7 protein-coding genes are annotated in these 12,430 nt (G+C 50.1%); all 7 read right to left on the bottom strand.

Annotation, left to right across the window (positions count from 1 at the left end; genetic code table 11):
* Nucleotides 1–84: 84 nt before the first annotated feature.
* The 7 genes from HRU78_13420 to HRU78_13390 all read right to left on the bottom strand — a co-directional run bounded on the left by HRU78_13420 (nt 85) and on the right by HRU78_13390 (nt 12,397).
* Nucleotides 85–699, bottom strand: a complete 615-nt coding sequence (locus tag HRU78_13420) for a YfiR family protein (protein QOJ24517.1) — start codon at nt 697–699, stop codon at nt 85–87.
* Complete coding sequence (locus tag HRU78_13415; GenBank protein QOJ25063.1) at nt 671–2,746, bottom strand: TonB-dependent receptor; 2,076 nt, start codon at nt 2,744–2,746, stop codon at nt 671–673. The genes HRU78_13420 and HRU78_13415 overlap by 29 nt, the downstream gene beginning before the upstream one ends.
* A 41-nt stretch (nt 2,747–2,787) precedes the next feature.
* Nucleotides 2,788–4,851 carry a TonB-dependent receptor gene (locus tag HRU78_13410; GenBank protein QOJ24516.1) on the bottom strand — a complete coding sequence of 688 codons (2,064 nt, stop codon included), beginning with the start codon at nt 4,849–4,851 and terminating at the stop codon, nt 2,788–2,790.
* Nucleotides 4,852–5,021: 170 nt separating this feature from the next.
* A complete protein-coding gene (locus HRU78_13405) occupies nt 5,022–6,965 on the bottom strand; it encodes a diguanylate cyclase (GenBank protein ID QOJ24515.1) in 1,944 nt (647 codons plus the stop codon).
* Complete coding sequence (locus HRU78_13400) at nt 6,952–9,072, bottom strand: EAL domain-containing protein (protein ID QOJ24514.1); 2,121 nt, start codon at nt 9,070–9,072, stop codon at nt 6,952–6,954. The genes HRU78_13405 and HRU78_13400 overlap by 14 nt, the downstream gene beginning before the upstream one ends.
* Nucleotides 9,069–11,837: a response regulator gene (locus tag HRU78_13395; GenBank protein QOJ24513.1), complete on the bottom strand. Its 2,769-nt coding sequence runs from the start codon at nt 11,835–11,837 to the stop codon at nt 9,069–9,071. Before HRU78_13395 ends, HRU78_13400 begins: the two co-directional genes overlap by 4 nt.
* Nucleotides 11,837–12,397, bottom strand: a complete 561-nt coding sequence (locus HRU78_13390) for a YfiR family protein (GenBank protein QOJ24512.1) — start codon at nt 12,395–12,397, stop codon at nt 11,837–11,839. The genes HRU78_13395 and HRU78_13390 overlap by 1 nt, the downstream gene beginning before the upstream one ends.
* Nucleotides 12,398–12,430 lie beyond the last annotated feature (33 nt).

Raw genomic sequence — 12,430 nt, 5'->3', positions numbered from 1 at the left:
AGATAGCAAGCATTTTATATTTTACGGTTCGAACCTAAAGAACGATGTAGCAGTGAAAAACCGGCTATTTCTTTGAGCCGATTGTTATTGGTGTACTTTAGCGGCCAGTTGCAGCAGCTTTGAACTGATATCCAATCCCGCTTTGCGCGCGATTCCTAAATTGATTTCAAATACAATTTTTTCATTGATCAGATTCATATTGATGACCACCCCTTGGGATATGGCGCTGGGATTGTCGGCCAATGTCAGAATGGGGTGATCGGGTAAGCTGCTCAAAATACTGGCAAGATCGCTGCTGACCGATTTGGAAAAAAATATTGCCTGACAATCCGCCAGTTTTTGTGGATTGTTTATCCGTGCGACTTTGATATTGCGCTTGTCGGCAGATCTGTTTTGCAGTTTGTCGATTTCACTGCCGAAATTGTCTTCCCCATAAACGCACAGATTAATCGTTGCCCCCGTGCTTTCCGGCCAATGTGTGAAGGCGATGAAATTATAAATAAAAGCGGCCTTCACTTGATATTCCAGGATGCTGCTCGCCTTTGCCGGCGTATAAGTAACAGGCAAGCCATAGCCGAGCAAGAAGACCAATAGACCGGTGCAGATGCTTCGTGTCACGAAGCTATCCGGTAATTTGATGAGGCGGTGAAGGGTATGCAGGTTCATGTGCTCACCAAAAGCGCCATTGCGCTCCTGCATAAACTCCTCGTGGAATAGACGTGGGTACTATCGGAGTAAACTCGGAGACGAATTCCCGATGATACTGACTGAACAGATTTTGACCGACGACGAACAGCTCGATATTTTTCGTCGGTTTGTACGACAGCCTTGCATCCATCGTGACATAGGCCGGGATGCTGTAAAGGCCGATGTTGCTGCTATAACGCAGCCAGAGATTAAGTTGCAGCTTTTCCGAGAAATCATAGTTGGAACGAACGGATAGCTGGTGTTGCGGTGCCGTTTTCTCCGATCCTCCTCCGGATGGATCCGATTTTGTCAGTGCATTATTGGAGAAAAAATCGATGTGAATAAAGCTGTAACTGCTTTGCAGGCGCCAGTTATCGCGCGGCTTCCAATCAACCGATGTTTCAAAGCCGTACGTGAACGCGGATCCCTGATTGTTAATTGTCAACGGCAACAGAAGCTGTCCGGACAATCCCGGGATAAACGAAAGTGCGCCAATGCTTGAATCGCGCATTTGACTGTAATCGTTCACAAAGCCGGCCAGATCGATGGATGCCTGGGGGGAGAATTGATGGCGGTACCCCAGTTCGTACGCAATCAGCTTTTCCGAATTGAAGTTGTGACTGCCATATAGCAGCGCCGTGATCGGTAGTGGTGAAAGCGATGATCCCAAGGCATTTTGTACTTGGGGCGTTATATTGATAATGGCGTCGTTTTCAGCGCGTGACGGCGTTCTTACCGCACGCGAGACCGCCATCCACAGCGAGTTCTCGGAGTTAGGCGTCCACATCAGGCGGGCACTGGGCTGAATTTCCCAGCCGCTGAAATCGTTGTGCTCAAACCGGCTGCCCACCGTGAACATCAAGCGATCCGGTATCAGTGTGATCTCGTCGCGGATGAAAGTGGCGCCTAAATGATTCGTTTGTTCACGCGGGGATAGTGTCGATAGACTGGTATCGAAAACCTTGTTGTGATACAGCCGGTAATTGATTCCCCAAGTTACTTTATGGCGATCGGCCAAAGGAAAGCGGTATTGCATATCGATATCGAAGCTTTCGGCGTCGAATTTACCGACCGGCAATAATTCTGATCGCGTGCGATCATAGTACATTTGCAACATCAAGGCGGAGTGCTCGGAGAAATTCCGATCCCAGCGGAAGCGGACATTTCCGCCATCGTTACGTCCGCGCATTTCGCCAAGCGGATTCGACGATAGATTGAAGGCGTTTTTGTCGAGCGTGCCGCCGTCGAAGTTGGAGAAATAATCGCCTTGCAGTGTAAATTGATCAATGCCGCGGTTATGATCGAAACGGAATCCACCCCTGGCGGAATGCCACTGGTCGTTGGCATTCTCTCCGGATAACGATTGCGTTTGCCCACGGGTGAATCCTTTGGCATATACGCGGAACGGCGTGTCTTCGTTGAGCTTGCTGCCGTAACGTGCGCCGATAAAGCCGTGCTCGAAACTGCCGCCACCAGCGGAGATGAGCGCACCCTGCGTATCTGCGGCTTTCTTGGAAATGATGTTGATAACGCCGTTGACAGCATTGGCGCCCCACACCGAAGCGGCCGGGCCACGGATCACTTCGATGCGCTCAATATCTTCCATCAACGTATCTTGCTGTTCCCATAGCACGCCGGAGAAAATCGGCAGATAAACGCTGCGTCCGTCCATCAGCACTTGCAGCTTGTTGGAATAGAGTCCATCAAATCCGCGTACGCTGATGGCCCATTTGTCCGTGCTGACGCGTTCCACTTGCACGCCGGGTGCCATGCGCAGGGCATCGGGAATACTGGTGGCACCGGAGCGGCGGATGTCGTCCTGGGTGATGACGAAAACCGCGGATGCCACTTGGGTCAGTTTCTGCGGGTTTCTGGAAACGGTGGTTACCTTGACGTTCATTAACTCTTCGATGCTTAAGCTCAGCAATTCGCTGTCGGCGGGCTTATTTTGTGCGACGGCTACATTTGCAAAACATCCTGCCAGCAGGATCAAAGCGGAAAGTTCCAGAATAAAAATCGATAACAAACTTCGTTGCCAAAAGGCCGGCGCGGATTGCATCCGGATCGTCTGGTAATATGTCAGCAAAGTGTTTTTCATGATCAAAAGCGCCATTCGGCTCCGGCGTACACACCGCGCGGTATGGTTGTCGGTAATGAAGGGAGGAAATCGGCGACGAATTCTCTGTGATTCTGGCTAAACAGGTTCTGGCCGACAACAAATAATTCGACATTTTTTACCGGCCTATGCACCAGCTTGGCGTCCATCGTAACATAGCCGGGAATACCGTAAAAATCCACGCTGCTGACATAACGCAGCCAGAGATTGAGTTGCGATTTTTCCGAGAAATCGTAATTGGAGCGCACTGAAACTTGGTGGTGCGGGCTGACTTTATCCGCGCTGCCGGTTGTCGGATCGATTTGCTTCAGCGGTGAATCGGAATGAATTTTCATGTTCAGAAAGCTGTAATTGCCTTGCAAACGCCATTTGTCGGTAGGTCTCCATTCAATCGATGTTTCCACTCCGTAAGTCTGACCCGAAGCTTGGTTGGTCAATCCGATTGGTAATATCAGATGGGGCGGGAAGCTTGCTTGGAATGACGGGAAGCCGACGGCCAGTTGGCGTAATTGGCTGTAGTCGTTATAGAACCCGGCAATATCGACGGATGCCTGCGGCGAAAACTGATAACGGTACCCCATTTCATAGGCGATTAATTTCTCCGAGTTGAAGTTTGATGACCCCACTAATTGCGCCAGAACCGGGAATGGGGGCGGTGCTGAGAAACCGGGAATGGCGCTTAATGTCCGGGTATTGAGCCGGATATCGTTTTCCGCCCGGGAAGGTATGCGTACCGCACGTGAAACCGCCAACCAGATCGAATTTTGCGCATCCGGCGTCCACATCAGGCGCGCGTTAGGCTGGATTTCCATACCGGTGAAATCATTGTGATCAAAGCGCGAACCCAGATTAAGCCGCAAACGGTCAGGCAGCAACGTGATGGCATCGCGGATGAATGCACTGATCATGTGATTGGTTTGCGCGCGCGGGCTGAATGTGACCAATTCCGTGTCGAATTCTTTGTTGTGATAGAGACGATAATTCGCTCCCCAAGTGAAGTCATGTTTTTCAAACAAAGGAAAACGATGCTGGAAGTCGATGTCGAAGCTTTCAGCACGGTATACCGAACCGGTTAATGCCTTGTAATCGACACGATCGTAATAAGTTTGCAGCATAATGGCCGATTTTTCCGAATAGGTCCGGTCCCATCGCAGGCGTATATTTCCGCCGGTATCATGTGCTCTGGCAGCTTCGATTTGAATGATAGGCGCGCTGAGTGCGGATTTATCGAGCCGGTCGCCGTACGAATTGTAAAAAATATCACCCTGCACGGTAAATTGATCAATGCCGCGGTGATGATCCAAGCGGAATCCGCCACGGGCGGAATGCCATTGATCGTTAATATTCTCTCCGGTTAAAGATTTGGTATGACTGCGGGTAAAACCTTTGGCATAGATGCGGAAAGGGGTTTCTTCATTGATTTTTGCACCGTAACGCGCCCCGGCAAAGCCGTGTTCAAAACTGCCGCCACCGCCCGAAAATAGTGCACCCTGCGTGTCCGCTGCTTTTTTCGTAATGATATTGATCACCCCGTTGACCGCATTGGCACCCCATACCGCTGCGTTCGGGCCGCGGATGACTTCGATGCGTTCGATGTCTTCCATCAGCGTATCTTGCTGTTCCCACTGCACGCCGGCAAATAGCGGATTGTAGACACTGCGGCCGTCCATCATGACTTGCAGCTTATCGGCGAAGCGGCCGTTGAAGCCGCGTATGCTGACGGCCCATTTATCCGTGCCGATACGGGCGACCTCGACACCGGGTGCCATACGCAGCGCCTCCGGTATGCTGGTTGCGCCCGAGCGGCGGATATCGTCCTGGGTGATGACGAAAATGGCGGAAGGCACTTCCGACAGTTTTTGCGAATGCCGCGATGCGGAGGTAACCTCGACTTTCATCAATTCCTCGATGCTCAGATCCAGGAACTGATTATCAACCGGCTTTTTTCCCAGCACTGTTTTGTTCTCTGCCGTTACAGTGTTTGCCAGACAGCAGCATACAAGGAAAATCGGCAACTTTAGATTGAATGATATTGTCGGGTTACGCATCAAAATCACGAGTTGTTAATTTCCGGAGGATGCTGTTACGTAGAATGTGCTGGTCTTAACAAGCGGCATTTTTGTCAGAAATCGCCATGATACCTTGTCAGTTAGTTCTGCAAAGCGTGAATTACGGCAAATTCAGGTTTGTTTTCCAAAAATTGAGAAAAATTGTCGGGTTAGGATTTAACCGGTGGTTTGTCGATGATGGTCGGCGCAGGCAAGAGTCTGTTTTTGAGTGTCAGAAAAACCCGGTTTCTCCCGGCGTTTTTGGCAGCATAGAGCGCTTTGTCGGCCGCATTGACCAAATGATCTTCGCTTTTCATGCCGGGTTCTTTTAACGCCACACCGATGCTGATCGTAATCTGGATATGAATTTCACCGATGTTGATTTGTTGTTGACTGATTTGTAGTCGCAGCCTTTCAGCGAAAAGAATGACCGACTTGGCATCCGAATTGCCGAGTTGGCAGACGACCAAGAATTCCTCTCCCCCCATGCGGCAAAAAGTATCGCCTTTGCGGGCGGTTTTGCGGATGATCGCGGATATTTCTTTCAGTACCTTATCGCCGATCGCATGACCGTAGTTATCATTGATTGCTTTGAAATGATCGATGTCGAGGAGCATAACCGCCATCAGCTGGCCGGAGCGATTGGCGACGCTCCAGGTTTCCGCCAATGCTTCCATACCGGAACGCCGGTTCGGCAATTCCGTCAGCATGTCGGTCAAGGCGAAGTATTCCAGCTTGCGATTGGTGACCGCCAGTTCAGCGGCAAAATGCTTGAGTTGTTCGCGATCGCGTTCCCATGATTCCTGCAGTTGCCGGTAATGCCAGGCTGCCCGCAGGCGGGCACGGAAGGCGCGTATATTGATCGGCTTGGTGATGTAATCGTCCACGCCCGCATCGAACGCTTTGATGACTTCTTCTTCATCTTCTATGCTGGTGAGCATGATGACATATAGATTTTGTCCCCATTCGGTCGTGCGCAGGGATTTGGTTAATTCGAGTCCGTTCATGACCGGCATCATCCAGTCGGTGATGACGATATGCGGCAGAATTTCCATTGCCAGCGCCAATGCTTGCTGACCGTCACTGGTGGTGAAGACGGTGTGGCCGAGTACGTTGGAGAGCAATTCCTTGGTCAGAATCAGGCTTGACGGATCGTCTTCCACCAGCAGGATACGCAGCGAGGCGGCATTCGTGGCATTTTCCGGACGCGGCGCGGAAGCATTCATCATTTTTTGGAATGAATGAGGAAAATCCGTTACCGGAATCTTGAGTATTTCCCCCCAGGCATGCCATTCTTGTACGATTTGGTCGATGAAGGCGCCGAATGTTTCGGTATCCAAGCCGATTTTTCCACCCAGCAGAATCAACTGGGAAATATGCTGGTTGCGTTTACATTCCTCGGTTACAGCGAAATCGGCGATTTGTTTGGCCAAATACAGCAAATGTACAATCTGGTACGGGCGGGAGCCTTCGGAAAAACCGGATTCCTCCGGAATTTCATGATAGTAAATGGATTCAACAAAGATCGTAGGAAAACCGAAATTGATCAGCATGGCGGCCGTCAATTCGTTATGGTCGGTCTGTAAATACTGCTGTTCCAGTTGACTCAACGGAGTGTCGGATGTTTGATCTTGTAGCAGCTCGGAATACTTATCCGGATAAATCGTCGCCAGCGCTAAACAACCGATCCGCATCATCAGTCCACAGGCAAATAACTCATCGGGAGCGCTCACGCGCGTCACTTTGCCCAGTTCCTGCATGGCAATCGCCATTAGCAGCGAGTGCGACCAAAACGCCTGGTAATCAAATCCCTTGCTGGAGCCATGCTGATATTGATCGATCAATGAGAAACCCATCGCCAGTTGCTTGACGGCAGTGAGGCCGACACGGGATACCGCGTCGGAAATCGACGAAACCGGGCGTGCCGTTTGTTTGGTAGCATTGGCGCGCTGAATCAGGCGACCCGAAAGCGCCGGGTCGGTTTGAATCAATTTGGTTATTTCAGTGATGGTGACATCTTCCTGCCGGCAAGCTTCCAGAAGTGCGAGCGCCACACCCTTCGGGCTTGGCAAGGCGGTGGTGATGTTCAGCTGGTTGAGGTCAGCTACTTTCATGATTGACTCCAGGGGGCTTGAGCGCTTGGATGGCCCATTGCTTGTCGGTGAGCGCAAGCATCTCTTGTATTGTGATCGGCTCGCTAAAATAGTAGCCTTGCAACGTTTCGCAGCCGAAGTATTTCAAAATCCGGGCTTGATTCAATGATTCGATGCCTTCGGCAGTGACGGAAAAACCGAGATTCTTCGATAAGGAAATAATGGCTCGGACAATCGCGAGATTTTCTTTGTTATCTTGCAAGCCGCGCACGAAGCTTTGATCCACCTTGATGTGATTGATGGGCAACCGTTTTAGATAATTCATGGAGGAATAGCCTGTGCCGAAATCATCCAGGGCGATTTGGATATGATGTTCGCGCAGCGCCAGCAGTGTGGCCAACGTATTTTCGCTATGCTCCATCAATGCACCTTCGGTAATTTCCAGCACCAGCTTATCGGGCGGAAAACCGGTTTCATGCAGAATATCGAGGACATTCCGGACGAAGTCGGGGTTTTTGATTTGCAGCGGTGACAGATTGACGGCAACCTGCAAGGATTGGCCGTTTTGGTGCCATCGTGCGGCTTCGGTGCAGGCTGTTCGCAGTACCCACTCCCCAATGGGGATGATTAAACCGTTTTCTTCCGCCAGCGGAATGAAGTCGACAGGCGAGATCAATCCTTGTTTCGGATGCTGCCAACGGATAAGCGCTTCCGCCGATAAAAAACTTTCTTCGGTAACGTCCAGCTGCGGCTGATAGACGAGGTAAAATTCATTTTGCTGCAAGGCATTGCGTAAATCATTTTCCAGATGCATGCGTTTCTCGGCTTGAGACGTCAGGTCGATGTTATAGAACTGGCAATTATCCCGGCCTTCGTTTTTAGCGTGATACATAGCCGTATCCGCATGCTTGAGCAAGGTTTCCGCGTCTGCGCCGTCATCCGGATAGAGGGCGATGCCGATGCTTGCGGTCAGCACGACATCACGGCTTTCAAGGTGAAAAGGACGGCGCATGGCTTCACGGATCCTGTGCGCCAGAATTAGCGCGTCTTCCGTGCGCGAGAGATTCGGGATGACGACGGTGAATTCGTCGCCGCCGAGGCGGGCCAGCTTAACTTCCGATTGATCGGTACTGTTGCGCGACACGAAGTCGGAAGGCCGCGTGCTGCTTTGCAACCGTTCCGCGGCCCATTGCAGGACGATATCCCCGGTATTGTGTCCCATGGTGTCGTTGATACTTTTGAAGCCATCCAAGTCGAGAAAAAGCACCGCTAACTTATTGCCGGTATATTTCGCACGCTTGATTTCACCTTCCAAGCGTTCCATAAAGGATTGGCGATTGGGTAATCCGGTCAGATTATCAAAATAAGCGAGGTGAAATATCTTGCTTTCGGAGTCTTTACGTTCGGTAATGTCGCGAACCAAGCACAGTGTTTCCTGAGGATCGATAGCGACAATGCGGTTTTCATAGTATCTGGTCTTATCGCCGGCCAGTTTGAGCGGGTATTCGAAAAGTTCTACCGTGCCGTGATTGTGTGCCCGGTCAGCGGCACTCTGATAAAGGTTGGCGATTTCTTCCGGCAAGCTTTGGCTTAAGACATTTTCCGCTCCGGTGGTCAGCCAGGGCGTGTTGTCCGGATGACTGCAGATATCGATGATCGTGCTTTTCTCATTCAGAATGAACATGGTATCGGGAATGGCGCTAAAAATCGCTTTGTTGCGCGCATTGGCAACTTTGAGCGCGAGCATGTTCAAATAACCGCGCCGTAAATACAAGATGCGGTAAGCGATCAAATTCCAGTTAATGGGTTTGGCGATAAAGTCCGTCGCGCCGGCTTCGAAGGCATGGTTGATCGATTGCATATCGTCCATTCCGGTCACCATCATGATGGGCAATTCGTCGCCAATTTTTTCCCGTAAGTACGAACAAACCTGATAGCCATCCATGCCGGGCATTTCGACATCCAGCATGACCATATCCGCAGGCGCTGTTTCAAACAAGCGGATGGCTTCTGTGCCATCGCACGCCACAATGACCTCGAAACCTGCTTTTTCCAAAGCGGCTTGCATGAGCAGCCTGACCGTCGCATCATCATCGGCCAGTAAAATTCTGAAAGATTCTGTTGTCACGATGGAGTGAGTAGCTCTCTAATCTCGGCGATTACACATTGGTACTGCCGTTGCACGTTCGCTTGCAGGGTTTTGGCGTGAACGAGTTCTCCCGATCGTCCATCCGCTTCCAGTTGTTTGAAAATAGCGGATAAGCTTTCGGCTCCGATATTTCCCGAACTGGATTTTAATGCATGGGCCGTTTGACGCAGACTATCGGCATCACTGTTCAAGATGGCCTGCTCGAGCTGACGCATATTCGTTTCAGCCGAGTCGAGGAATGCTTGCAGGATTTTATGCAGCAAACTATCGCCGCCGGATGAGTCAAGCTCGCGAATTTGATTAAGACGTGCCGGGTTGAGTGCAGGCATAGCATTATCTTCGTGTTTTATTTCAACAGCTTCTAATTTTACAGCATTCGGCAGGTTACTTTTTCCTTTCGCAAGCCAATCCGTGATTTTTTGTTGTAATTGATCGATTGAATAGGGTTTGGAAAGAAAATCATTCATTCCGGCGTTTAAGCAATGGGTGCGATCATCCTCGGTTGCATTCGCGGTGAGCGCAATGATCGGGATATCGCTAAAGCGCTTGCGGATTTGCGAGGTTGCCTCGAAACCGTCCATTACCGGCATTTGACAATCCATTAGAATAATATCGTATGGATGGTTGTAGACAAGTTCCACCGCGTGTTTGCCATCGTTTGCAATGGTCGTCTCCATGCCGAGTCTGGCCAGCATCGCTTTGGCTACTTCCTGGTTTACCGGATTGTCTTCGGCGACCAGAATTTTACCGTTGATGACCGGTGCGACCAGAGGCAGTGAGTCTTGCGTACTCGCTGGTTCCTTGGCGGGATCAGTAAGATTACGTCCCATTACTTCATGGATAATTTCAAAAAGTTCTTTTTGGCGGATGGGTTTGTTCACGCAGCGCAAAATACCGGTACTTTGTCTTTCCAGTTGACTGGCGTCGCCATGCGTTGAAGTCAGCATCATCATGCGGGTTTTGCGCATGCCGGGATGCATATAGATTGTATCCGCCAGTTCCAAACCGTTCATTTTAGGCATGTGCATATCGAGTATGGCCAAATGAAACGGTTTGTTGTTATCCAAGGACTGCCTCATGAACATGAGCGCTTGCTCGCCATCAGTGGCACAAACGACGTTAATTCTCTGGTTCTGCAATTGGATCTTGAGTATTTCCCGGTTTGTATGATTGTCGTCGACAATCAATACCCGGATGCCCGCTAAATCGGCCATATCGAGGGAGTGGTTGTGCTCCAGCTGCGATTTTTCCAATTGTAAGTGAAGCCAGAACTTGGAACCTTGTCCTGGCGAGCTTTCCACATGAATGTCGCCTCCCATCAGTTCCAGCAATCGCTTACAGATCGTAAGTCCAAGCCCGGTTCCGCCATATTGGCGGGTTGTGGAACCATCCGCCTGAGCGAAGTGCTGAAAAATCTTTTCGTGATATTCCGCTGGAATACCAATGCCGGTGTCTTCGACACATATGCTGATATCGGCCATGGTGTCGGATTCGTCAGTCAGTTTGGTGCGGATCACTACCTCACCTTCGGCGGTGAACTTGATGGCATTGTTGAGCAGATTTGCGATGACCTGACGCAACCGGAACGAATCGCCCCGCACCATGAAAGCGACATTGGGAGGAATAAACTGCGCCGCCAGTTCCAGGTTTTTTTTGTCGGCAGATTGCGCAAACATTGCCAGTGTATCTTCGACCATTTTAACCAGATCGAAGTCGATGATTTCCAACTCCATGTGATCCGATTCGATCTTGGAAAAATCAAGAATGTCATTGATGATACCCAAGAGGTGCTGGCCTGAGCCCTGAACGGTTTCGGCAAAACGGCGTTGATCCTTGTCCAGATCCGTGTCCAGTAGTAATTCGGTCATACCCAGAATACCGTTCATCGGTGTGCGGATCTCGTGGCTCATGGTGGCCAGAAATTCACTTTTGGCTTTGCTCGCGGCTTCCGCCGATTCCTTGGCGAGTACCAGTTCCGCTGTTCTTTTGGCGACTTCATCTTCGAGGTGATCCAGATGGTTGGCAAGCTTCACATCTCGTTCTTGAATCATTTCCAGCATGCTATTGAATCCCTTTGAAAGCGTATTCAATTCGGCAATCGCGCCCGGTTCCAGCCGGGTCGTATAATCCGCCTTGCTGGTGACGTGCTCCATGACAGAGGAAAGATCGTTGAGGGGATCCAGCACGGAGCGGTTAAGCCGCTGCAGCATTAGATTGGCGATGAATAAGGCGATCACGGCGGCAGCGAGGGTGATGACGATATATCCCAAGATTTGCCAATACAGCGGCGATAAGGTTATTTCCAGGTAAAGGCCGCCCAACAGCTGATCATTGAAGTGAATGGGTTGGGTAATCGTTAGCGAATCGATATTCGTCGTATAGTTTTCGCTCAGGAATTCCACCGTTCCGGGGAGTAATTTACCCTCAGCCGAATATTGCACGAATTGTTTTTTTTCTGCCGTGTAAATAGCCGCCGCTTGAACTTCGCGCGTATTGTTCAACGAATGCAGCAGTGTTTTTGCCGTGTTCGTGTCTTGAAACATCAAGGTTGCCACGGCATTTTCGGCCAGCAGTTTTGCAGTTGATTGACTGGTTTGTAATAAAGAGTAGAAGCTGATGAAAAAGCTGCTTAAAATGACCAATATCGCAACCAGCAGCATCGCTGTGCTCTGTGTGACAAAGCTGATGTGCTGCAGTTTGGCGCGCAATGTCAATGTCACGGCGGCCGATGGTGAACTCTTCATTATTGATATACCTCACTGGCGAAACGTAGTAATTGAGAGCTGAGCTTTAAGCCATTTCTTTTCGCGCTGGCGATATTGGCTTCGAATGTTACTTTACCCTCTTTGATAGACATGTTGATTGCGACGCCTTGCAGACTGGCATTGGGGCTGTCACTGACGGTTAATATCGGCTTCTCGTTTAATTGATTGAGGATGGCGTTCAAATTGTGAACCATGGAACGGGAAATAAAAACGACCTGACAAGCGGCAAGGTCTTCAATATTTTTTATATACTGAATCACGATTTCCCGTTCGTTGGTTTTTTTACCGCGTAAATGTTGCAAATGTTCACCAAATGGATCGTCTCCATAGATACAAAAATTCAGACTGATGCTTTGCCGTTCCGGCCATTCCGTATAAGCAATGAAATTATAAAGGAAAGCAACTTTCAACCGGTATTCCGACGGCTGTTCCGCATGAATCAAAGGCGCGTGGATCAGCAGTGCGATGTAATACGGCAATAAAATCGCAAAATGGTGCAGTAATGATCGATGCCGGTTGCAAATTGCCGTTTCCTGCATCCCTAATCCCGCATTCCTGACATGCGGCCGAGC

The sequence above is a fragment of the Gammaproteobacteria bacterium genome (assembly GCA_015709635.1).
Classification (GTDB): Bacteria; Pseudomonadota; Gammaproteobacteria; order Burkholderiales; family Nitrosomonadaceae; genus Nitrosomonas.
Note: the sequence above shows the minus strand (reverse complement) of the source record. Positions and strands in the feature narration are given on the sequence as shown.